This window comes from Bradyrhizobium sp. KBS0727, assembly GCF_005937885.2.
Lineage (GTDB): Bacteria > Pseudomonadota > Alphaproteobacteria > Rhizobiales > Xanthobacteraceae > Bradyrhizobium.
The window spans coordinates 5,795,929-5,819,831 of sequence record NZ_CP042176.1 but is presented as its reverse complement, the minus strand read 5'-3'; the positions used below and the strand labels follow the sequence as shown (position 1 = coordinate 5,819,831).

Annotated in this window: 19 protein-coding genes; 12 read left to right on the top strand and 7 right to left on the bottom strand. The window is 59.8% G+C overall.

All coding sequences use genetic code 11. The annotated features are described in order from the left end of the window. Window positions 1-121 precede the first annotated feature (121 nt). Complete coding sequence (locus FFI89_RS27330; protein ID WP_246669268.1) at window positions 122-1,465, top strand: multicopper oxidase family protein; 1,344 nt, start codon at window positions 122-124, stop codon at window positions 1,463-1,465. Window positions 1,466-1,761: 296 nt separating this feature from the next. Here the strand turns inward: FFI89_RS27330 and FFI89_RS27325 are convergent, their stop codons facing one another. From FFI89_RS27325 to FFI89_RS27315, 3 genes are all read right to left on the bottom strand, one after another. Next, a complete protein-coding gene (locus FFI89_RS27325) occupies window positions 1,762-2,670 on the bottom strand; it encodes a DMT family transporter (protein WP_168213061.1) in 909 nt (302 codons plus the stop codon). 664 nt (window positions 2,671-3,334) lie between these two features. After that, on the bottom strand, window positions 3,335-4,816 hold the full coding sequence (locus FFI89_RS27320; RefSeq protein ID WP_138830636.1) for a porin: 1,482 nt from the start codon (window positions 4,814-4,816) through the stop codon (window positions 3,335-3,337). A gap of 1,048 nt (window positions 4,817-5,864) precedes the next feature. After that, on the bottom strand, window positions 5,865-6,668 hold the full coding sequence (locus FFI89_RS27315) for an IclR family transcriptional regulator (RefSeq protein WP_138830635.1): 804 nt from the start codon (window positions 6,666-6,668) through the stop codon (window positions 5,865-5,867). Between the two features lie 391 nt (window positions 6,669-7,059). Between FFI89_RS27315 and FFI89_RS27310 the strand changes: the two genes are divergently transcribed. The 10 genes from FFI89_RS27310 to FFI89_RS27255 all read left to right on the top strand — a co-directional run bounded on the left by FFI89_RS27310 (window position 7,060) and on the right by FFI89_RS27255 (window position 18,235). After that, a complete protein-coding gene (locus FFI89_RS27310) occupies window positions 7,060-8,154 on the top strand; it encodes a sensor domain-containing diguanylate cyclase (RefSeq protein WP_138830634.1) in 1,095 nt (364 codons plus the stop codon). A 470-nt stretch (window positions 8,155-8,624) separates the two neighbouring features. Continuing rightward, window positions 8,625-9,353, top strand: a complete 729-nt coding sequence (locus FFI89_RS27305; protein ID WP_168213060.1) for an autoinducer binding domain-containing protein — start codon at window positions 8,625-8,627, stop codon at window positions 9,351-9,353. Between the two features lie 207 nt (window positions 9,354-9,560). Continuing rightward, entirely contained in the window at window positions 9,561-10,199 is a 639-nt protein-coding gene (locus FFI89_RS27300; RefSeq protein ID WP_210249031.1) for an acyl-homoserine-lactone synthase, read from the top strand. Between the two features lie 120 nt (window positions 10,200-10,319). Further along, on the top strand, window positions 10,320-10,790 hold the full coding sequence (locus FFI89_RS27295; RefSeq protein ID WP_138830632.1) for a hypothetical protein: 471 nt from the start codon (window positions 10,320-10,322) through the stop codon (window positions 10,788-10,790). 509 nt (window positions 10,791-11,299) lie between these two features. Continuing rightward, complete coding sequence (locus FFI89_RS27290; protein WP_138830631.1) at window positions 11,300-13,330, top strand: ParB/RepB/Spo0J family partition protein; 2,031 nt, start codon at window positions 11,300-11,302, stop codon at window positions 13,328-13,330. A gap of 802 nt (window positions 13,331-14,132) precedes the next feature. Then, complete coding sequence (locus FFI89_RS27280) at window positions 14,133-14,444, top strand: DUF736 domain-containing protein (protein WP_138830630.1); 312 nt, start codon at window positions 14,133-14,135, stop codon at window positions 14,442-14,444. 391 nt (window positions 14,445-14,835) lie between these two features. Beyond that, a complete protein-coding gene (locus FFI89_RS27275) occupies window positions 14,836-16,026 on the top strand; it encodes a DUF932 domain-containing protein (RefSeq protein WP_210249165.1) in 1,191 nt (396 codons plus the stop codon). A gap of 470 nt (window positions 16,027-16,496) precedes the next feature. Continuing rightward, window positions 16,497-17,333, top strand: coding sequence for a DUF2285 domain-containing protein (locus tag FFI89_RS27265; RefSeq protein ID WP_138830628.1), 837 nt, complete (start codon window positions 16,497-16,499; stop codon window positions 17,331-17,333). Between the two features lie 154 nt (window positions 17,334-17,487). Next, window positions 17,488-17,706, top strand: coding sequence for a helix-turn-helix domain-containing protein (locus FFI89_RS27260; protein ID WP_138830627.1), 219 nt, complete (start codon window positions 17,488-17,490; stop codon window positions 17,704-17,706). A gap of 28 nt (window positions 17,707-17,734) precedes the next feature. Beyond that, window positions 17,735-18,235, top strand: a complete 501-nt coding sequence (locus FFI89_RS27255) for a S26 family signal peptidase (protein ID WP_168213058.1) — start codon at window positions 17,735-17,737, stop codon at window positions 18,233-18,235. Between the two features lie 234 nt (window positions 18,236-18,469). Here the strand turns inward: FFI89_RS27255 and FFI89_RS27250 are convergent, their stop codons facing one another. From FFI89_RS27250 to FFI89_RS27235, 4 genes are all read right to left on the bottom strand, one after another. Continuing rightward, window positions 18,470-18,691 carry a hypothetical protein gene (locus tag FFI89_RS27250; RefSeq protein WP_246669267.1) on the bottom strand — a complete coding sequence of 74 codons (222 nt, stop codon included), beginning with the start codon at window positions 18,689-18,691 and terminating at the stop codon, window positions 18,470-18,472. Window positions 18,692-18,807: 116 nt separating this feature from the next. Beyond that, on the bottom strand, window positions 18,808-20,337 hold the full coding sequence (locus tag FFI89_RS27245) for an IS66 family transposase (RefSeq protein WP_138830625.1): 1,530 nt from the start codon (window positions 20,335-20,337) through the stop codon (window positions 18,808-18,810). Window positions 20,338-20,406: 69 nt separating this feature from the next. Further along, window positions 20,407-20,760: an IS66 family insertion sequence element accessory protein TnpB gene (tnpB, locus tag FFI89_RS27240; protein WP_027545505.1), complete on the bottom strand. Its 354-nt coding sequence runs from the start codon at window positions 20,758-20,760 to the stop codon at window positions 20,407-20,409. Further along, a complete protein-coding gene (locus FFI89_RS27235; protein WP_138830624.1) occupies window positions 20,757-21,632 on the bottom strand; it encodes a transposase in 876 nt (291 codons plus the stop codon). The genes tnpB and FFI89_RS27235 overlap by 4 nt, the downstream gene beginning before the upstream one ends. A 288-nt stretch (window positions 21,633-21,920) precedes the next feature. On the opposite strand from FFI89_RS27235, the gene rlxS reads away from it, so the two are divergent. Continuing rightward, the gene (gene rlxS / locus FFI89_RS27230) at window positions 21,921-23,885 is read left to right on the top strand and encodes a relaxase/mobilization nuclease RlxS (protein ID WP_138830623.1); all 1,965 of its coding nucleotides are present in this window, start codon (window positions 21,921-21,923) and stop codon (window positions 23,883-23,885) included. The last annotated feature ends 18 nt before the right edge of the window (window positions 23,886-23,903 follow it).

Genomic DNA, 23,903 nt, shown 5'->3' with positions numbered 1-23,903 from the left:
AAGCCCGATGTTGACGCGTAGGCAATTGGTAGCTGGTGTGGCTTGCATTGGAACCGCAGCCGCGTTCGCGGCGTCCAGCGCTCGGCCCCGCTACACCCGCAGGCTCGGCGCCCCAGTCGAGATGATCAACGGCGAGACGGTTGCCGTTCACTTCACCGCCGCCGAGCGGGCCATTGCGCTGCCCTGCTTTGACGGGCGTTCACTGCCGATGTGGACTTTCGCCGAGGGCGAATGGCCGCCGGTGATTCGCCTCAACCTGGGCGACCGGCTGGAAGCGACGCTGGAAAACCGGCTTCCGCGAGCAGAAGAATCTACCTCGATCCATTGGCACGGCATCCGTCTTCCAAATGATCAGGATGGCGTACCTTACCTTGTTCAGGCCCCAGTGCAGCCCGGTGAGAGCTTCCTTTACAGTTTCATACCGCCCGATGCTGGCACGTTTTGGTTTCACACGCATTGCAACACGGTTGAACAGCTTGGTCGCGGCCTCGAGGGCATCCTCATCGTGGACGGCGACACCACTGAACCATACGACAGTGATAACGTCCTGCTACTGCGCGATTGGCAGGTCGACCTTGAAACCGGGCAGTTCAGCGACTTTTACACGCTGCGCGGGGCAGCGCGCGCGGGCACCTATGGGGCGCTTCGCACCGCCAATGGCGCCAGAAATCCTGAAATACCCCTGCCTGCGTCAGGCGATTGCCGTCTGCGCGTCATCAACACCGATCCAACGCGGGTGATGCAGATCGGAGTCGAGGACGCTGAAGCAGCGATTGTTGCGATCGACGGGCTTGCGGTGCAGCCGTTCCCGCTCGAGCTCTGGTCGATGGGGCCCGCCATGCGTATCGACCTTGTGCTGCGCGCGCCTTCAGAAGGGAAGTTCGCCCGGCTGGTTGACAAATCCCCGCCGAAGCGCGTGGAACTCGCGCAGTTCGTCGGCAAGGGCGCTCCCCGACGCAAGACGGCTTTCAATCCCGCGCCATTGCGCGCTTCGCGGATTCCCGAGCCGAACCTCCAAAATGCGGAGCGGCTGAACTTTCTATTTCGGGCCAGCGATGCAGGAGAAGTCATTTCGGCGGCGGAGGATACACTGGGCACTACCCTTGGTTCGCTCTGCATCAGTTCCAAGATCTTCTGGACGATTAACGGTCTGCCCTGGCCTGATGGCGATCATGCGCGTTTGCCGCCGCCGCTGGCCGTGCTGAGGCGCGAACAATCTTATATTTTCACGCTGACGAACGACTCGCCGTTCGTTCATCCCATCCACATTCATGGCCATACGTTCAAACTGCTGCGCTCCAACAAGCAAAGCAGACCGCAACATCAGGCAGATACGCTGTTGCTGCTACCAAAAGAACAGGCTGAGGTCGCCTTTGTAGCCGATAATCCCGGCGATTGGATGTTTCATTGCCACGTCATCGAACACCAAGAGAGCGGAATGATGGGATATTTTCGCGTCATCTGAATCATTACGTCCCGCAACGGCCGCGCGGGTAGACCCCGGGCAAGCAACAGGCTCGGAGAAAGACGGATCTGAAGGCGGCGGACGACGGTCCGGCGCTAACGGAGCTACGTCGCGTTTTAGATCTAGTACTGTTGGAGCAAAAAGTCTTGCAGTCTCGTCCCCGGAATCACGAGTTTTGCCATACAAAAGCTAGAGCCGTATAGTCGCAACGAGCATCAGCTCGTAGCCTCGTAGGTTTGATGCGGCATCGAATAACGTCAGCCCAAACTTACGAAGGAGCGCTGCCGCGCGCGTCTTCATGCATCCCCTTTGCCAGTCGCGCAGACGGTAGGCACAAGGTTGACCATGGACACTCCTGCCACAGTGAGCAGCAGTCCAACTAGATACAACGAGCTGGGCAGCTCCCGGAAAAACATCCACCCGAGAATAGCCGTCGTGGGAGGCACGAGGAAGAATACTGCCTGCGTCTTTGACACGGCGTCGCGCCGAATGAGCGTAAAGAAGATCATCAATGCACCCAAAGACAACACAACACCGGACCACAGCAGCGCAATGCCCAACGGCAAGGACCAACTGACGGAGAAGCCCTCCAGACAAATCGCTGGAAGGGCGACAAACAACGCAGCGGCCACGTGCTGTATTATCGAACCGGTGCGCAGATCCATCTGTTGGCAGAAGCGCTTTTGGTAAAGCGCATTTCCAGAGAGCCCACACAAGGCTAACACGGCCGCGAGAAATCCAACCCTCGAACCTACGCCGTTCTCCAGCTTGTGCCAGACCACGAGAACCACGCCAAGCAAGCCGACAACCAGACCGATCTGATGGTATCGGTTGCTTCGCTCCCCCAGCATGAGGCTTGCCAATACAGTTATCAACACCGGATGCACCCCCGAAATCAGGGCCACGACGCCCGCCTCGACCCCGAACTTAAAGGCCAGCAGCGCTCCTCCAAAACACACAACATGAAGAAGTATGCCGGCGACGGCGATGTGCAGCGTCTCCAACGCTGTCTTCGGCCACGGGGCTTTCGTCCATTTTATGATGATGCCGAGAAAGACGATCGGAATCAGCAACCTCAACACGAGAAACGTCATCGGGCCCGTGTAGAACGTGCCGGTTTTGCTGGCGATGTAGCCCGAGCTGTACAACACGACAAACAGGAAGGGCAGGACGAGCCGAACGAGAACGTCTGGAACGTCGTTCAATGCGCGCCCTGTCTGTGGATCTGCCTTACCGCCCACTTGCCGCTGCACAGGGGAATTCCGATGATCCAATATTCTCAACGTTGAGCGATCCTAGCGGCTTGCCATCGGCGTGCTTGCAATGGCAAACCAACCGGCGATCCCCCGTGGACAGCCGGCCCTGCAACGCTTGATACATACTGCGCGTCAAAGCCATGCCTAATCATGTCGACGAAATTCTTCGGAAAGGCCAGAACAAGATCCGGCTCATATGTCTTGATTGATGCAATGATCCTGTCCGGCTCATGCACCGATTGTTCGCGAACCGGGATCGGCCATCCGGGTGGTATCAGCACCGTCATCTGTCGATAGGCGTTGAGCGTTTGCACGTCGAATGTAACGCGCCGCTGGCAGTGTTGGCTTGTCGCCATCGATTTGGTTGACCCGCTAAGCTGCGTCCTTCAACTTCGATACTCTCAACGTACTGCCTGGAATCTAGTGTGCTGGCTTGATGGCGACCACACCAACCGCAGCGCAGGCGTTACCATCAGAGTGAGGGGCCGACGTCGGTCCCTCACCCCGCCAGGCTCCGCGGATGGGGGCATCCATCCGCGGTGGTAATTTGAGTGCAAGTCGCCGGACTACACGACCTCCATGTCTGTCCGAGCGCTGCCCATCCCTAGCTTCATCAGAAGGTGAGTCTGACGCCCGCAGTATGCACAAACGTGGATGTGTTGAGATATGAGAACGCCATTCCACCGCTGACTTTCGAGTAGGTAGATCCTCCATAAATCATAACGTTCTTCGTCCACCGATAGTCAGTTCGGAATGAAACGACGTTCTCGGAGCCAGCGCAGTTGGTGAAGGAACTGCTTGAGCACTTTGTGCTCGAGTATGCCGGGGCTACAATGCCTGGAATGCTGTTGACCCCTAACCCGAAGCTGTTCTGGTTGAGCCAATAATACGCGAGGGCAAACGACAGTTGGGAATCATACTGGTATTTGCCAGCAATGAAGGCGATGTCTACCTGTCGATCACCACCTGTATAGGCGTAGTTGACGACCCCAGCACCGGGTGAACCGTTCGTTGAGAACACGGGACCGATCTGATAGCCGCCAATTGTAGTGTGCCCCGGCGCATACCCGCCGTCTGCTGGGTTCGAGAAAGTGAGACGCTGATATCCGCCACTCACGATAAACTTCGAATCTGACGTTGTGAGAGGCCCATTTCCACCAACATCAAACACGTATTTGCCAAACGCTCCGTACATGTCCGTATCGAAAACGCGAGCACCTAGAAGGACTGAACCAACGTTGGCCGGCCCTCCTAGAGCAGCAAGGCCTACAGCATCGTTGATATGCCCGGCGATGAGGTCGACCGAAAAATTGGGCTTTACGAAACCGATAGTTCCTTGCACGAAATCCTTCGCGTTCGTGTCCGGACGCCCGTACATAATCTCAGTACGGAACGGACCGTAGCTATTAAGATACTTTATCGATTGGTCGATGCGGGCCGTTTCGGAGCTTCCCTGTCCGGCCAGAATGCCGACATAACCCAGTAAAGAGAAGCCATAGGATGCGAGGGGGTCATACGCCCCGATCATGTCTAGTGAGACGCTGCTATTTCGCCCGACATGAATTGTGCCCCAAGGCTTGCTTTCAAAACCTACCCACGCCTCACCGTTGAGTATCTGCCCGGCTCGAGCACTGTCGGCATTTACGGTTTGCGAGGCCAACGGAATGCCGTTGTTTTTTTGAAGGCTCCGCGGACCATCTGTAATGTCACCGGTCGTCGGATTGAACCCCATCTCCGCTCTTGCGATAAACTTCAGTTCTGATGTTAGCGGCTGTTCGACCTTGACGCCGATGTACGATTGCAACGACTGGTTAGGAGACAAGAGCCACCGAGAATTTCCGCTATAAGGTGAAATCAGAGATGCTGTGCTCCCGATGCCGCCGGCATAGGGCGTCCCATGCTGCTCGTATTGGCCCCCGATGTCGATTGCACCAATGACCGTGATTCCGCGCCAAGTCAGGTCCGGCACTATCGGTGGTGCCTTCAGCGGAAATTCCACGTCTGCCGCGTGCGCCGCAGCACCATAACTCATGCCCGTAATAACGGACGCTACCCCTAGAGCGATCCTGCTCACGCTGAGCCAGCTCTTCCCCATCACTAATCTCCTCCTAGTTAACGAATAACGATCGCTCACTCCCTGTTAAAGGGGCGGCTTTGATCCAGTTAGCTCAACGGTTCAGCAAAATAGCTTTTCAGCATGTTTCATGGCGTCCCTCCTATTTGGTTTCATGTTTCAATATATAAAACAGTGTTTTTCTATTATACAATCACCCCAAGTACCTGACGTCAAGACGAACAAGGCCAAAATCAGCCCAAAAACGAGCCGTTTGAACGGGAGATTGGTCGGTTTCTGCACTAGCGTTCGCGACCTCGGCATCGCGAAATCGAAGTCGTGTTTTACTAAGTAAAACAGACGAGCCGATCGTTGCCTGGCCACCGGTTGGAGCGGAGAACGATCGGGGACGATCTGGACGGGCGTTTCGAGGCCACGGCGGAGGATGTGAATTGCTTCACGGATAGCAGCAGCTTCGACGCCGTAAATCGCGAGCGCCGTACCGAACAGAAGCTGCCGTTCCACGCGCTGCGTCGGCAGAGACTTACCAACAATCCATCGCAGGCGAACGGCACTGCGGCGCTTGTGGCTACCTTGAGCGGGCTCGCCTTGCCGGAACGCGGTGCGAGCTGACGAGAATGGTTGACAAGGCGTGGAGGCGGCGATCAAGCAGGCGCTTGCGTCGGCCTACTTTCGTCCCGACGCCTTCGGTGTTCGCTTGGGTTCGCCGCGTAGAGGCAGGAGGGGGAAGTTCGCCGCATCGCGCGTGCGGCGGGTATCGCCAAACAGGCCACCCAAGCCTCTATCGATCGTGTAGGCCGGTGTTACCGATGCGAACCATATCTGATTCAATCGTTCAATCGCCTTGTAGCGAGGCGCGCCCCGAATTTACGATGATAACGGTTCGGTCGGAACAGTCTCGGCGCCCAGGTAGAATCGGGTCGGAAGCCGCCGTGGTCAATACTAAAGCGCTATACTACGAGTTTGGAATCGGGCGCTGCTTAGGTCGAGAATCCGTTCATTGTCCCAAAGAGCGCCCAAATATTCGGCTGACCTCCGGTTCGCCTCGAAAATTTGTGGGTTCTGCAGGTCATCGATGCTGCGAGTTTCGTCGAATGACCGTGCTTCGGTTCGCTACCGAGAGCTCGTCCGCGATAACTTGCGCAAGGCGAATAGTCTCATCGAGGTCAAGTTTTTTGGTGTCAAGATAATGAAGGGGGAAACACAGGGCGAGGCCGGCGACGACGGTTCCGTCGAACCCGGTAATCGGTGTCGCGACTGCGGCGATCTCTTCGTAAATCTCGCCACGGTTCACTGCGTAGCCGTTCTTTCGGATCTGACGGATCTGACGCATCAGGTCCTTCGGGCTTGTGAGGGTTAGCGGCGTAATCTTTTCAATAGGCTTCTTTGCGAGAAGGTTTTCGATGAAATCGTCGCTCTCGAAGGAGATGAGCAGGCGGCCCATCGCTGAGCCGAAGAGGCTCACGCTTTGTCCGACCTCGGTGGTGATTTTTAGCGGTCCGCGTGATTCGTAGACCGCGATATAGGTCACGTCATCGGAGCCCATGACGCCGACGTAGAAGTTGTATGGAAACTGGGATTCATACTTGGCAAAGATGCGTAAGCTAATCTCGATCAGTGAGTTGTGTGTCGCATAGTTAGCGGCAAGCTGGACGACCTTTGGGCCAAGGTGATATTTCTGCGTCTCGGGATTTTGTTCCAAGTATCCGCGATCCGCGAGCGTCGAGACCATCCGATAGGTGGTCGCCGCATCGATATCCAGGGCGCGACCTAGTTCGCGAATGCCCCAACCTTGCTTTGACGACGTGTACGACTCAAGAATTCTGAGGCCGCGAATAAGAGACTGGTTGCCGTTTTCGGTGCGCGCTTTCATGGGAGTGTTTGAACTTTTCTAACGGTAGGAGAGCAGATCGGATGGTCGGCGATCCATTGTTCAATGCCTCGGCTTTGGCATCTCAGAGCTTCAACAGAACCAAGCCCAGAGCCACGGATCGTCCCGCTTTCATGGAAATCGCATGTGAGTCGCGTCGTTTCGTTGGGCGGTCGCCAGGCAGAACTCAGGCATCGGCCGCAACCTGCCTCAGCGCGCGCTCCAAATTTGTGATTAACAAAATTCCAGGGGGAAGGAAATCTAAACTTCACCTACACTACGATCCCGAAAAAGGGGCGGTTCGATTGATTGTCAAACACAAGTTAAACGATGGTGGTCGTTTAATTTGATGATCATTTAGAGGATTCTCCCTACGTGCCTCCGAGGCTTGGCGATGAAAAGGCTACCTTCCATTCTTCGAAACCTGCGCCGCTCGTTCGTGGCACAAGCATCCTATTTCGGCAGTGCGCCAGTGACAAAGTTGGAAGAGGCCGACTTTCGGGTGTTGGCCGAAGCGAGCAGCGATGTAATTGTTCGCATGGGCCGCGATCGATTGGCTAACTACGTTTCTCCCTCTTCGTTGAGAGTACTCGGCTGGGCACCGGAAGAACTGATCGGTCGTTCTCCGACTGTTCTCGTCTTAGAGGAGGATCTGCCGATCGTCATGGCCGCTGTCGTCCAAGCATTCTCCTCAGAGGAGAATAGTGGCCGACTGGAATTTCGTGCTCGAAAGAAAGATGGTAGCATTCTCTGGGTGGAAGGCAACGGTGGGATTGTCCGCGACCCGGCGACGGATCAAGCTAATGAAATCGTGATTACGATGCGGGACGTCACCGAGCGAAAACTCCTGGAGAAAAAGCTCTCGGCGATGGCTCTCACGGACGGCTTGACGGGTCTGGCAAATCGGCGCGCCTTCGATGAAGCGCTGGATCGAGAGTGGCACCATACACTCCGGAACGGCATAGAGATGTCACTTGTGATGCTCGATCTGGACCATTTTAAGCAGTACAATGATTGCTACGGCCATCAAGCCGGCGATGGTTGTCTTTGCGCCGTAGCTGAGGTCTTAATCAAGACCGCGCGACGCCCCAGCGATTTGGCAGCTCGATACGGCGGCGAAGAGTTCGCCATGATACTTGCTGATACTGACGCGGCGGCCGCACTGATGATAGCCGAGCGCGTGCGGGCTGCTGTCGAGGCACTCCGGTTGCCGCGCGCAGGCAATTCGGGTGATCGTGGTTGGGTTACCGTGAGCGCGGGCGTCTCAACGGCATTTGCTCGTTTGGGCGGCAGTATCAAACTGCCGCAAAGTCTGCTTCAGTCAGCTGATGCGGCCCTCTATCGTGCAAAACAAGGCGGCCGCAATCGTGTCGAAGCGGCTTTGGTGATCGCACCGAACGAAAGTCCCTTGGTGCCGATTGGACCCGCAAACATGGACGATCCTTCGGACAAAGTGTCCGTATCGAACAATGCAGCTGCAACTTCATAGATCCCGCGAAGAATTCCCGGGGGACGAGCCGCTGTGCGGCTTATCCGGAGATATCAGCAATGCTGAAAAAGTGCCGCACGAAAGATGGCGCGAGCCTAAACAAAACCTGAGGTGAAGCGGTAAAGGTTATTCGTTCCGTACGAGTCTCATCATAAAATCTATTCGTCGATGCACGATTTTTGGTTTGCGCCTCCGGCTACACTCATTGAAAAGCCTGCCCTACCTACCGCCACCTAAAAGCCGGACGTCCGAGTCGGCAAGATTGAGATGGCGGGCAACGAAAGACATTTTTGGGGAAGGCGCCTGAATTGTCCTGCCAGTGAAGCGGTTGCCCACGAATGCCAGTGATGGTTCAACGGGAGCGCTACGGCACGACATCAACTGATGATCATTCTTCACGGACGGCAGAAGACCAACACCGATATCGGCGGCTCGGTGAGACCATGTCGCTATTGAGTGACAGCAGATACATGAAACCGATCGAGCGTTCCTTCCAGGAATTCATTGATGCAATACAGACGGCGGATGACGAAATCGCTTTTGAGCGAGTTGCGACACGCGTAGCACAGAAACTCGGCTTTCAACGGTTCGCGTACTTGCGCTTGACTGACGACACGCCGACTCTGATTTCCTCATATCCGAAATCCTGGACCGGTCGATACTTTGATCTCGGCTATCAACGGCTCGACCCAGTCGTTCGCAGGGCAAGCCGCGAGCATGACCTGTTCAGTTGGGGTGGAGGGTCGTCAGTACACGCGGGGACTCGGGAGCAACGTAAATTCTTTGAGGAAGCAACCACGTTTGGCATAAAATCCGGTATCACGGTCCCGATCAGAGGTGGTTTCGGCCGGATGGCTGCATTCACGCTTGCCACAGATGAGCTGATTGAACCGACCGAACGTCTAATGACGGAGTCCAGGGATGTCCTTCGGCTTGTTGGGTTATACTTCCACACACACGTGACCACCAGGCTCGGAACGAGTGTTGGCCCGTCGGGCGCAAAAATCGTCTTAACTCAACGTGAACGGCAATGCTTGGCTTGGACTGCCCGTGGAAAGACTATAGCCGATGTTTCGATTCTCGTGGGAATAGCGCCGCGAACTGTCGTTTTCCATCTTGAGAGAGCGCGCCAGAAACTTAACGCATCATCGATCGCACAATGTGTGGCAGAGGCGATGCGCCGTGGGTTGCTACCCTGACCTTTCGGTTCACGGAATGTAGCCTCAAGATGTCGGCATGATAGCCGACGTCTGGAGCTGATACTTGCAATCCGCGATAGTTTCTCCAAACTAGATGATCTTGCTCGTCTTTCTCGCGTCCTAGTCACCCCCCCTGTAAAATCTAGCAGGCGCGTGTGGCGGGATTTCTTGGTTTTGTTGCCTTCCTGTTTTTCGAAGGAGGGTAATATGCATGTCACCGCGCTGAATAGTCGGCAATTTGCGCAGCACATTGATTTGCTTTCTGCGATGTACCGGCTGCGCCGTCGCGTCTTCAAGGAGCGGCTCGATTGGTCCGTATCAGTTTCCGGCGAACTGGAGCTCGATATCTATGACGCGCTGAATCCCACTTATCTTCTGGTCGTGTCTGGTGCGAGTGAGGTTGTTGGATGTGTTCGGCTGCTCCCGACTACCGGGCCGACGATGCTTGCCGACACCTTTCCGGTTCTGCTCGGTGGCCAGGCCGCACCGCGCAGCGAAAGAATCCTCGAAAGCTCACGGTTTTGTGTGGATACCAAGCTTGCAGCCGAACTCGCAGGTAACGGTCTCAACCGCGCAACGTTCATTTTGTTTGCCGCCATGATCGAGGCGTTGCGTGCTGTGGACGCCGACGGCATCGTCACTGTCACGGATACGCGGATGGAGCGCATTCTCCGACGCGCTGGCTGGCCGCTTGAACGCATCGCTGCTCCCCATCAGATCGGTAAAACCATGGCTCTTGCCGGGTTTCTGCATGCCTGCGATGAATCGCTTGAGAAGATGTATCAAAATGCCGACGTCACGGGTCCGGTGCTCGTTGCGCCGAACTCGTTCAGGACGGCGGCGTGAAGATCGCGATGTGCCGGCGTTGTTGAGAGCGACTCGTCATTTCAGTGTGCGCCAATGCTAGCAGACCCGCGGCATAGTCGAGTTGTTCTGATCAATCTGACGCGCGGCGAAGAGGCCACTATGCCGGCCCAGTTCGCTGCGCGTCGCCGCGCGAGCCTGGCTTTGCTTCCGGTATGTCGTGATGCCTTCGGCGTCACTCAGCTTGCCGTCGGCGAATATGAACCAAATCAAATTTCGGATGGGGGCGCTCATTCGATCGTAGCGGTAAGTATCGACGGCCTTTCCTTGTGGCGCGACCACGAGTGTACGGCGTCGCTCGCGGCATCAAATGTTGGCGTTATTTTTCTAGGCGGCGCCTGGCTCGAGGAAGAGGTTTTCATCGCGGCCCTGGAAGGGGTCAGGCTTGGTTATGATGTGCGGGTGTTCGCCGACCTCACTGTGGCGCGGGTTGAAACCGACCGGTCGCTTGTTCTGGACCGCCTGGCACTTCACGGCGTGCTGGCCACGACGGTCCGACAGACTTTGTTGGAATGGGCGGTGTGCCTGGATGATCCGATCCTGAAACAGAGGGTTCTGGAGCTCCTGTCGTAGTTTGGGGCGCCACCCGCAGGGCGCTTCGCGTGCGGGCCGGGCTCTCGTGAACCGAGCCGCAAAGCTGCGTCTCGGCCTTCGGCTTCGATCCCTCGCGCGATAACGTGTCGCTCGCCGGAGGCACTCGCCCTCGGTCCCGCCGTCATTTCATGCCGGCGTCGCTATCACTGCCCTTCGTTCGGGTGCCTTCTTAACCGGTCTCGCGACTGCCGACTGGCCTCCGCTTCGCTGCGGCGCAGACGCCCTCTTTCTGTTTGGGAGCTAAGGGCTCCGCCCTCGCGCGGGCAAGGGTGAAGTCCCGGAAGATCCGGGACCGGCCGGGGCGGTCTCCCCGACCTTCCGCGCGGAGGTAAAGACCGGACAGCTTCCACCATCGGAATCCGCTTGTGCAGGCCGGGTGATCCCCCTCCGTCCCGGCCGCCCTTGCCCTTGCTACCCGGGTCTCGCCGACGGGCAGGGGTGCAGGCGCGAGGTGCGCTCTGCACCCACGCCCTAAAAGGAGATTGATCATGTCTGTCAAGAATGTCGAAATCGCCACGGCCAGCGGAACTGAGCGTTTCATTCCGCTCAACAAGCTCAAGAAGTCGCCGAAGAACGCCCGCAAGACCCCGCACAGCGAGGCGTCGATCGAGGCCTATGCAGCCAGCATCGCCGCCAAAGGCATCCTGCAAAACCTTGTCGTCGAGCCGGAACTGTCGGATGGCGCGGCCACCGGGTTCTATTTCGTCAGCATCGGCGAAGGCCGCAGGCTGGCGCAGCTTCTGCGCGTCAAGCGCAAGGAGATCAAGAAGACCGAACCGATCCGCTGCGTCATCGACACGGTGAACGACGCCTTCGAAATCAGCCTCGATGAAAACGTCACGCGCGAGAACATGCATCCCGCCGACCAGTTCGAGGCGTTCACGAAGCTCGCCGACGAACGCGGGTTCGGCGCGGAAGAAATCGCCGCCCGGTTTGGCGTGACGCCGCATGTGGTGCGGCAGCGCCTGCGCTTGGGCGCGGTCTCACCCAAGCTGATGCAAATCTACCGCGACGGCGGTCTGGCGCTGGACCAGTTGATGGCCTTCGCCATTGCGGAGGATCATGCCCGGCAGGAAGCGGTGTACGAGCGATTGTCGTATAACCGCGATGCCAGCACCATCCGCCGGCTGTTAACGGAGACGCATGTGGCCGCAACGGATCGCCGGGCGATCTTTGTCGGTACGGAGGCCTACACGGACGCGGGCGGCGCGATCCTGCGCGACCTCTTTACGGAGGATCGCGGCGGCTATTTCGAGGACGTGGCGCTGCTCGATCTGTTGGTGACCGGAAAGCTCGGGCGCGCGGCAGATGCCCTGCGGGAGGCCGAAGGTTGGAAATGGACCCAAGCCCATCTCGACTTTCCGCACGCCCATGGTCTGCGCCGGACGTACCCCCATCCGGTGGAGCTTTCGGCGGAAGATCAGGCCGCCCTTGATGCCGCGCAGGCCGAATTCAACAGCCTGACCGAACAGCACGAGACGGCCGAGGAACTTCCTGACGACGCGGACGCGCGGTTTGGCGAACTTGAGGCCGAGATCGAGCGGTTGGAAGCCAAGCGGCAGGCCTATGACCCTGACTACATCGCCCGCGGCGGGGCTTTCGTCATCCTCAACCATGACGGCACCGTGCGGATTGAACGCGGATTCATCCGAACCGAGGATGAAAAACCCCAACCCGAAACCGAGCAGGCGGGCGTTGCTTCGGAGAGCGCCGACCACGAGCGTGGTGACGGCCGGTCGGCGGAGGATGGGGACGGGGAGGCGGATCAGAGTTCCGCGGACGAGGAAGAAAACGACAGTCCGTTGTCGGACATCCTTGTTCGTGACCTCACCGCCCATCGCACTTTGGGGCTGCGGCTCAATCTGAGCGAACAGCCGGAAGTCGCCGTCGTTACCATCACCCATGCACTCGCCGCGCAAATCTACTATCTCGGGGCGGAAGCGCACGTGGTCGGCATTCATCCGGTCAACATGGCGCTGGCGTCGCATGCGGATGGGATCGAGGATACCCCGGCTGGCAAGGCGTGGGCGGATCGTCATGCCAATTGGGCAAGGCAAATGCCCCGTGACGTGACCAGCCTGTGGACGTTCGTGTCCGAACTTGATCACGACAGCCGGTTGGCGTTGCTGGCGCATTGCGTCGCGCTGACGGTCAACGCGGTCAAGTTGCCTTGGGAGCGGAAACCACGAACCCTGGCGACAGCCAACCAATTGGCGGAAGCCGTCTCGCTCGACATGACCGGCTACTGGCGGCCGACCGTGCGGAGCTATTTCGGGCGCATTACCAAGGCGCGTATCCTGGAGGCAGTGCGGGAAAGCGTAAGTCACGAAGCGGCCGACCGTATGGCGGACATGAAGAAGCCGGACATGGCGGAAGCCGCCGAGCAACTGCTGGCTGCGACGGATTGGCTGCCCGTGCTGATGCGGACATCGCGAGCCGTCCAAGAGCCTGCCGAACCACAGCAGTCAGATGCCGTCACAGAGACGAGCCCTGACACGTACTCTGTCGCCGCCGAGTAAGCGGGCATGGCCGGGACCGCTCACGCGGTTCCGGCTTGTCGTGCGACTGTCGAAATTTTTGGCCGCGCGCCTTCAGGCGCGCGGCCAACCTCATGATATTCACACTCTCGATCGGGTGCATTTTTCAAAGAAAGCGAGACGCTTTTTCGCTTGAAACCGATGGGACAGGGCGCGTTGTGGTCAGCGCCCGTGAACCCGCCCCGAAGGACGGCGCGTCGCATCGATCCGGTTGGATCAGTCGCGGTTGCGGCGGGACCAGATCAGCGTGAAGCTGTCGTCGCCCCCATCCTTGACCGGCGAAGCGTAGATCGTGGCGGACCTGTCGGCCATCTCTGACATCGAGATTGCAAGCTCGACTCCGCCGCTCCTGGGTGAAGGCGGTGCGGTCGGCCGCGCCGCGATGCGAAATCATACGCGGTCGTTCGTTGGGCTTACGCCTTCGCCTTTCGTTGATCCACACGCGCAAGTCTCTGTGCGACCGGTGATGCCATATCCTTGTGCGGCGACGATGATGGCACCCATGGTGGTCGCCGTTCTGTTTTGATGGGCTCGCACCAACGCAACCACGAATGGACGGATCAGGCCCGAGGGACGGCTTCGCCTCGATCGCCTTCCCGCAACGGCTACGCCGGCTTTTTTCCCCTGCCGCGAAGGGGCGGCATTCCTCGCGAGGCAAAAAAGCCGTCTACCGCCGTCCTCCGCTGCGCTGCGGGCCTGACGGCTGCGGGCCGATCGCTCCCCGGACCAAGGACCGCCATCGAGGCTGCGATGGTCGCGGCCCGAAAACAGAACGGAGACCACCATGGCTACCATCGGAACCTTCACCGCAGCGGAAAACGGCTACACCGGCTCGGTCAAGACGCTCACGCTCAACGTCAAGGCGAAGTTCGTCGCCACCGTGAAGGACAACGACAAGGCGCCCGACTATCGCATCATCGCCGGCGCCACCGAGTTCGGCGCCGCCTGGAAGAAGACCGCGCGGGAGACCGATCGCGAATATCTCTCGGTCAAGCTCGACGATCCGAGCTTCCCGGCCCCGATCTACGCCTCGCTGGTGAAGGGGGAGGGCGACGACAGCTTCACGCTGATCTGGTCCCGCCGCAACGGCGACTGATCCAACCGGATCGACGCGCCCCGCCTCTTTGGAGGCGGGGTTTTTTCTGCGCTCATGCCCACGACGGAACAGGAAGGAGAGGAGAAGACCTGCGGTCTGCTTGTTTGCAAGACGATCGCTAAGGGCTCCGCCCCCGCGCGCGCAAGGGTGAAGCGCCGAAGCCGTCGCCGGCCGGAGTGGTCTCCCCGGTCTTCCGCGCCGCCGCAGAATTTTCATGAAGCCATGAGCGCCAGGCGCGTGCAGACGCGCGCGCGTCGCGCGTCCCTGCGGGCGGGTGATCCCCCTCCACTCCGGCCGCCCTTGCCCTTGCTACCCCGGTCTCGCCGACGGGCAGGGTTGCAGCGCAGCGCTGCGCTTTAACCCAGCTACAGAAGGAGAATGAGCGATGACGATGATAACCCTGACCCAGATCGAGCAGCCTGTTTCAGCTGGCTTTCGCGTGGACATATCGCGCGGCGAACGTGTCGGCCGCGTGTCGTCGGAATGGTTTTCCAGACCCGATGACGAGCGCTATCTCGGCCTGACCGATCTCTATGACGCGGTGCGCCGCCGCGCCGAACGCGCGAAGACCCGTACCGTGGAGAGCCGCGCCGTAAAGGTGGAGGTGAGCCGCGACAACGCCGAGCGGCTGGCCCTGATCGTCCCGGGTCGTGACGAACCGGTCGCGCCGACGCATTGGAGCTTTGGGCAGTTATGCAGTCTCGTCGGCGCGCCATCATCCTACATGCGGCAGCTTCCCGCGCCGTTGGCCGGGATCAATCTGCAACACGGCTTGCTGTCGCACCGCGCCGAGTTGGTGAAAACACTGGAGGCCGATGACGGTCGCGTCGAGCTTCGTGCCGTCACGGGTGCGGATTATGGCCGCATCTGGGATCACGAACTTGTCGCAGCCGTCATGAAGATCGCAGGCAATGGGACCGGAGATACGCGGTGGAAGGTGCCGGGCGTGCTCGATTGGAACACGATGACGCATAACCCATTTGTGGACATTACCAAGGACACCACGACGCTCTATGCCAGCGACCGCGACGTGTTCTTGTTTCTGGTTGATGATGTCAATCCCATCGAGGCGGGTCGCCTGTCAGACGGTTCGCCGGATTTGTATTTCCGGGGGTTCTATTGCTGGAACAGCGAGGTTGGATCGAAGACGCTCGGCATTGCCTCGTTTTATCTCCGGGCCGTCTGCATGAACCGCAACCTCTGGGGCGTCGAGAATTTTGAGGAAATTACGATCCGGCACTCCAAATTTGCCGCCCAACGCTTTGCGCATGAGGCAGCTCCCGCGTTGACGCGCTTTGCCGATTCGTCGCCCGCGCCGTTCATCGCCGGTATCAAGGTTGCGCGCGAGCGGATTGTCGCCCGCAGCGACGAGGACCGCAACGGTTTTTTGCGCAAGCGCGGGTTTTCCAAGTCCGAGACGGTGAAAATCATCGAGACCGTACTGCATGAAGAAGGTCGCCCACCGGAAAGCGTGTTTGACTTCGTGCAGGGGATCACCGCGCTGGCGCGTGGCAAGGCCCATCAGGACGCGCGTCTGGAGCTTGAGGGCAGGGCCAAGCGATTGCTGGAACGCGCCACCTAAATCGCTGGGCCGCGCAACCGGAAGCCAGGTTGCGCGGCTTCGCGTTCTTGAGGGCCTCAAATTTGTGATTTTCCGCCGATCCGGGTTTCGGATCGGCGGCGGACGCGTTTCCGCGCCCGCGGCTCGCCGGGCCTGCGGCCCGGCTCGCGGAAAGCACTAGCCAACTTCTGACAAGCTCACACGGTTAAGCGCCAGATGCGTTCCGGCCTCTCTTTTATCCCCGATCGGAGCTGGCAGCTTGACAGATCTGCCACTTCAACACCGAGAGCCGGACCCATCCCGACTTCAGGGTCGTTACCCAAGCGTCGAGGCTGGTGCTGACTGGATCCGGCGCGGCGAAGCCGGCAGCAAGGACCTTGTGAGCCTGTCACTCGCGGCGCCCGAGTTCGGCCCGCGCGCGATCAGCGCGGGGGCCGTTCTCTCGCCGCATTTTGTTTCGACGATGATGGCTCGCTTGATCGCTTGCTTGGATGCTGGGGCTTCGCCTGAACCGAAATCACGCCGATACAGCGAGCGGCCTTCCACGCGACGCAGCCATTTTTAGCGGTCCAGCGTCCTACGATCGAAGCGACTGGGCGTGGGAATTCCTGCGCCGAAATCCGGACTACGGTGCGGACTGGCGAAGCTCCGTGCCGCGACACTTGCCGCATATTACCTTGAAGGATGGCACCCGGCTGTTGCGGTTGCGGCGGCGCTTTCCGCGCGCCGAAAGATGGGGACTCTATGCCTTCGCCGATCCGTCGGTAGTTGCCCGGCAAGCCCCGGTGTTCTGGCATATGGCCGCGTTGAAACAGGTGGTCCGGGTCAGGGCCGCGCCAGCGACACATCGTGAAAACCTCACACCGCTCACGCTATCGAGTTTCAATGCCGATCGTGTGGTAGCGATCGGCGTCGATAACGTTCCGCTGGTGCTGATGAAGGGACCAGGTGTCCACATTCCCCTCGAAATCCGCGACGTCGCGGCCCTGACAAATCCTTTTGCGCCCGTCTTCGAGATCGACGGTTTTGCCGACCTGAGCGCGCAAACCGAACTGCTCAAGCGCCTTCATCGTTTTACGGAACAGGCCCCGTCCGTTGGCAACCGGCCGGCATTTGCCGTCGACGAACGCCTCCATCACGCGCTGGTCGCGCTCGACGAAAGCCTGCACGGCAAGACCTATCGGCAGATCGCCATCGCCATCTTCGGGGAGAAAAAGGTAGGCGAGGAATGGCAGGGGCCGAGCCAGTTCCTCAAGGACCGCACAAGGCGGCTGGTCGCCAAGGGTACCGAGTTGATGAAGGGCGGTTACCGCGATCTGCTGTTCTAGCTGTCCTGGTCATTTGCCGAGTTGACCATTTTTGCCGGCGTGGGGTGGCGAATTCACCCTCGGTCATCTTCGCCACTCCCGCCCGCGCTGCAATCTGACGACGCTTCTTCTCGCCCCCGCATCTTGACGAGCCGCGGGACAGGGAGCGTTGGACATGACGGACGATGCAAAGAAAGAGCCTGATCGGCCTTTTCTGAATACGGCGGAGGCGGCGGCCTGGCTGCGGCTCACCAAGAATACGCTTGAGAAAATGCGGGTGAAGGGCACGGGCCCGCTCTACCGCAAGCACGGACGCTACGTCCGTTATCACATCGAAGACCTCGTCGATTATTCGCAAGCCAGCAAGCGGAGGTCGACGTCCGATGCGAATTGATCACAAACGCCTGCGCCGGCAAGTGCCTGTGCTGGCCGCGATGTCGGCGGCTGTCGTTTCGATGCTCGTTACGTTCGGAAGTCACACACCGCTCGTCATCTACAATGCCACGGGCAGCGCACCTCTTGGTTTCTATTATCTGGAGAACCGTTTTCCCGGCGTCGGAGAGACAGCGGTCGTCCAGCCGCCGCCGTTGATCGAGCTGATGATTGTGGCGCGCGGAATTCTGCCGCCGTCGGTACCGCTCCTCAAGGAAATCGCGGCCGTAGGCGGCGATGAAGTCTGCCGTTCGAAGGAACCGGTGCACGCGATTGCCATCAACGGCAAGGTCGTTGCTGAGACCTTCGATAACGATCGCGACGGGCGTCCGTTGCCGGCGTGGGAGGGGTGCATGAAGCTGATCGACGGCGAATTTTTCTTGCTGCAACCGCATCCGAATTCGTTCGACTCGAGGTATTTCGGGCCGGTCATGCGGTGCGATATTCTAGGCGTGGCGCACCCGCTATGGACCTGGAATCCTCCGGGCTAGCCGCGTGCCCGCTGGGAGCAGTCCCCGGGGCCTTGAGAGACCAGTGATCTGCCAATGAAGCGGCAAAAATCTCGAATGTGTTTCGTGAATTCGGCTCGATATGAGCCCAGTCGTGGAAGCCATCGAAGGAATCGAGGCGGCGCGGCTCGAGATCAGTATGAGTACGGGGGCTGCACATGGTCTTGAAGAGCCGAGCGGTCTCGCTGGCAATGTACCGATTGGGCGAGCGAGCTCCTACTCTGTACCCGGCTCCGCTATGGCAGCTTCCGCCTTAGCGATCATCGCTTCAGTACGCTCTACGGCGGCACTGAGTTCATCGCTCTTCCAGGCATCGACCGACTGGCCGTCGTCGAACGACCGATCGTTGGCTTTTCGCGCGCGCGAGACCAACTCACGAAGCGCGGCAACGGCTTCCGAGAGCGGCTCAGCATCCGCTCTGTTTCGGGAAGACTGCATTATCCCCACCATCGTAATGATGGACCGTCAAGCATTATCGTTACAACGGACGACTATTGCAATTGCCAGCGGTCTCATGTTCGGAGATCAGTATGCGTCCGGTTCTTGCACGCCAGTCAGGTCTTGACATGAATCTCTGGTTTCCAAACCCACGGCAGCAGTTCGTCGAGACGGTTGATCGGATGTCCGTCGACCATGCGCGTGAGCACGTCGGTGAGATAAGCGTAGGGTTCGACGCCGTTGAGTTTGCAGGTTTCGATCAGCGAGCAGACGACTGCCCAACGATTCCCTCCGCCGTCGCTGCCGGCGAAGAGATGGTTCTTCCGGCCGAGCGCCACCGGGCGGATTGCACGCTCGACCGGATTGGTGTCCATTTCAACGCGGCCATCGTGCAGGAAGCGCGTCAGACCTTCCCAACGGGAGAGCGCGTACCGGATCGCTTCCGCAAGCGTGCTGCTGCCGGGCACGCGTACAAGCTGCGCCTCAAACCAGGTTTGCAGGGCCTGCACGGCCGGCTTCGAGAAGGAGCGCCGCTCAGCGAGCCGATGGACAGACGACTGCCCACGGACGCGGGCTTCAATGGCATAGAGCTCACCGATCCGGCGCAAGGCTTCCGTCGCTATGGGCGAACCGGTGGCCTCGGCAACTTCGTAGAACTTGCGTCTTGTATGGGCCCAACATGCCGCGAGCATGACGTCGCCGTTGACGGTCAGGTGCTCGAAGCCCGCATAGCCATCGACATGCAGGACACCTTTGAAGCCCGCCAGGTGCAATACCGGACGTTCGGCCTTTCGGTCGGGTGCGAACAAATAGACCGCTGCCGGCGGTTCAGGTCCGCTCCAGGGCCGCTGCTCGCGGACGTAGACCCACAGGCGTCCGGTCTTGGTGCGTCCTCTTCCCGGATCGAGCACCGGGATCGGCGTGTCGTCGGCAAACAGATGGTCGGAGGCAAACACGTTCTTGCACAATCGCTCGTGCAGCGCCTCGAGCCACCAGCATGCGCCGCCAACCCATCCGGCCAGCGTCGAACGGCCGAGGTCGACGCCGTGCCGGGCGAAGATTTGCGACTGCCGATAAAGCGGCGTGTGATCGCAATACTTGCTGACCAGCACGTGGGCGAGCAGGGTTGGAGTCGCCAATCCGCCGGCGATCGGCCGCTCCGGCGCAGGCGCCTGGGCAACCTTACCGCAGGCTCGGCAGGCGTACTTCGGGCGCGTGATGCGCACCACGCGAAGCTGCGCCGGAACCCAGTCCAGCATCTCGCTGACGCTCTCGCCGATCGAATGCAGCGCGCCACCGCAACAGCTGCAGGCCTCACCATCGACGTCAAGCAGGATGTCCTCGCGCGGCAGGTGATCGGGCAGCGGTGCGCGCCGCGACGGTGCCTCTGGCGGCTCCGATACAATAACCGGCCGGCTTTCCTCAATGCGGCCGATATCGCTGTCGATATCTTCCAGCGTGAGCGCCAGTTGGTCGGGATCAAGGCGCTCGGAGCGACGCCCGAACTGCGCGCGTTGAAGCTGTTTGATGATTGCCTGAAGACGCTCGATCTCGCTGTCTCGATGCTCAATTGTCGCGGCGATGTCGCGCACCAAGCGATGCAGAAGTGTCGTATCCGACGGCAGATTGTTGAGATCGAGCTGCATGTCCGATTCTACTCGAACATGCTGATTCGAAGAAGCAACTTCGCTATATTCTATGCGGGTTTCTGCGATTCAGCCCGCGATGGCGGGGCGCCATCGACGCTCGGGTGTGCGCCAATCGATGCCTTCGATCAGCATCGCAAGTTGCGCTGGAGACAGCGTCACGGTGCCACCTGGATCGCTCATTCTGGGCCAGATGAAGCCACCTTGATCGATGCGCTTGGTAAACAGGCAGAGTCCGTTGCCGTCCCAGAACAGGATTTTCAGTCTGCTCGCATTCCTGCCGCGGAAGGCAAACAGGTGGCCGGAGAACGGATCCTTCTTGAGGTGTTCCTGAACGAGCGTAGCGAGCCCATCCAGGCCTTTGCGCATGTCGGTATATCCCAAGGCCAGATGCACCTTCACCCCGGCCGGAACAATCATCATCGTGCTATCTCCTGCTCGATGACGTGTCGACGGACTGCATCCGGATCGCTGCCCATCGGTGCAAAGACACGTCGCCCATCGTCCAATTCGACAACCGTCATGCCGTCGGGCGGCTGCAACAGATCGTTCAGGACGAGCGTTCCCGATTGCGCTGCGGTAACTTTCACAGCCACCAACTTGGCCGGTGCTCGCTTGCCGAACCCGAACTGTACCCGCCACCGGAACAGCATGCTGCTGACGATGCCGTGGCGCCGGCAAACCTCGGCGGCGGTGGCGCCGGGTTGTTCGGACTCGCGGACGATCGCCAGCTTTTCCTCCTCACTGAAGCGGCGTCGGTTGGCACGTCCATCGCTCGGCGGATCAGCTGTCGGCGTATCTGTCAAGCGCGTTCCGGCGACGGACTCCTTAGCAGCGCTGCTAGCACTAGTGCTTACCAGGGGGCGGGCACTCGGATGAAGATGGGTCCGCCAGTCGATTTCCACTTCATTGGCGTCGATCAGATCACGCCACCGCCTCAAGCTGTGCTGCGATATGCCATGTGCCCGGGAATACGCTTGCATGTTCATTCCGCACCATCTCATCGCTTCGACGTGCATCGCCCAGAACGCTTGCACGGCTCTGCAGCGCTGGTCGTTCGACACCGGACTCCGCTTCTTGCGGAGCCGCTCCCGACGTTCCTCTCGACGCAATTCCGCACGTATTTTCAGGGTTTCAACGTCAATCAGATGCCGCAGCCAGCGATCGAATGTGCTGCAGCTGAGACGATGCTGACGACAATATTTGCGTTTGCTCAGACCGCTTCGTCGCCACGCTTCAACGTGTACCGACCAAAAAGAACGGAGCGCCTCGTTCTTGAAATATTCCGTACCCACCGGAGATCCTCCAATGCAGCAAGGAACCCGATATGGAACGACAACGCACTCTCGGAAAGTCGTGCAGGACTCGGACGCTTACGGAGATCAAGCGGGAGGGCAAGATAAAAGCACTGGCGCCCAAACGCGCCTAAGTCGTTGTCTGCACATCCAAGGTTTGTCGCCACCGTCGAAGGCGGTGTCGCCAACTCACAGTCAAGTACCTTTCGCAATTGATGAACGACGTCTGCGTCTTGACGCACCGAAGATGTATTCACACATGCGCCTGCTGCCAAACGGAGCGCGCGTGTGTCCGACATCGACGACGAGTTCAAAGTCAGGCTTGGCCGCATCGGCAACCGTCGCGGCCGCAAGGCAATCGGCTACGTCAAGCGCGTCCGCAAGATCGCGCAAAAAGCCGGCATCGGAACAACGCACCGAGCTTCCGGTTTTACCGGCTCACGCATCGGCCGTGGCTATGCGCAGGGAATGGTGTCCGCCAGCCGTCGCTCTCTGGGCCAGCGCCGGGTCGTCATCAAGGCGCGGATCGTCCGCATCAAGGCAGGCGATGCCGGCGCGGTGCGGGCTCATCTGCGCTATGTCCAGCGCGACGGCGTCACGCGCGAGGGGAATCCCGGCGAGCTTTACGATGAAGGCCACGATCGTGTTGATGCCAAGACTTTTGCTGATCGAGCCGAAGGCGACCGCCACCAGTTTCGTTTCATCGTGGCGCCGGAGGACTCTGCCGAAATCGCCGACCTCAAACCGTTCGTCCGCGACCTGATGCGGCAGATGGAATCCGATCTCGGAACCAGGCTCGATTGGGTCGCCGCCGATCACTTCAATACCGGCCACCCCCACAGCCACATCGTGGTGCGGGGCAAGGACGACCATGGGAACGACCTCGTGATCGCCCGCGATTACATCGGCCATGGGATGCGGGCCCGGGCGAGCGAACTGATCACCCGTGAACTGGGGCCCGAAAGCGAATTGGACCATCTGCGCAAGCTCGAGCAGGAGGTTGGCGCGGAGCGTTTCACCCGTCTCGACCGCGCGATCCTCCGTGACGCGCGCGACAGCGTCCTTGCGCTTTCCGAAAAGCCGGAGCGCGACCCGCGGCATCATGCCATGCGGATGGGCAGGCTTCGGGCGCTCGAGCGCCTGGAACTGGCACAAGAAACGGCGCCGGGTATGTGGCGGATCGCCGGAGATATCGAACCGACCTTGCGGCGCATGGGGGAGCGCGGCGATATCATCAAGACCATGCACCGCGACTTGAAGGGCGCGGGGTTAAATCGCGCTGCGGCCGATCAGGCGATCTTCGACTCCAAAGAAGGCGGCCGTGTCGTCGGACGCCTGGTCGCGGAAGGGTTCTCGGACGAACTGCGTGAGCGGCGCTATGCGATTGTCGACGGGATCGACGGCCGGACGCATTACGTCGAGCTCGGGTTACGGCGCGCCGATGACGAGCCGCTGGTTCGGAACACGATCATCGAGCTGCGTGCACGGGAGACAGGTCCGCGCCAGGTCGACCGTACCATTGCGGACATCGCGACGCGCAACCAAGGGCTCTATAGCGTGGATATTCATCGCGACACCGACCCGCGCGCTTCAGCCGAGTTTATCCAAAGCCACGCTCGCCGGCTTGAGGCGATGCGAAGGCAGGGCTTGGCCGAGCGGTTGCCGGACGGGCGATGGAATGTCGGGCAAGGTCATCTCGACCGGGCAGAGCGCTTCGAGGCGGTGAACCGTTCAGAACGTCCTGTGCGCATGACGGTATTGTCGTGGCAGAACCTTGAAGCGTTGCCCAACGCCAACGGCGCGACCTGGCTTGACCGTCAGCTGGTTGCGAAGGACCCTGAGACGATCGCCCCGATGGGGCTTGGATCAGAGGTCGGCGCGGCGATTCGGGCACGGCGCCAATGGTTGCTCGAGCAGGGGCTCGCGCGCGATCAGGACGGCCGCATGGTCTATGCGCGCAATATGCTGCAGACCCTGGAGCGGCGTGAGCTTGCCGAGACCGGCGCCCGCATCGCCGGCGAAACCGGCCTTGGATATTCCGAGATCAAGCCCGGCGACCGGCCGACCGGAACCTATCGGCGGGCGCTGACGCTGAACAGTGGTCGGTTTGCCCTGATCGAACGGGCGCAGGAATTCAGCCTAGTGCCATGGCGGCCGGTGCTTGAACGCGCAAAAGGGCAGGCGGTCACCGGTGTCGTCGGCGGTGCGGGGATTTCCTGGTCGGTCGGGACCAAACGCGGGTTGGGACGGTGAAGCCTCCTCCGGCAGGCC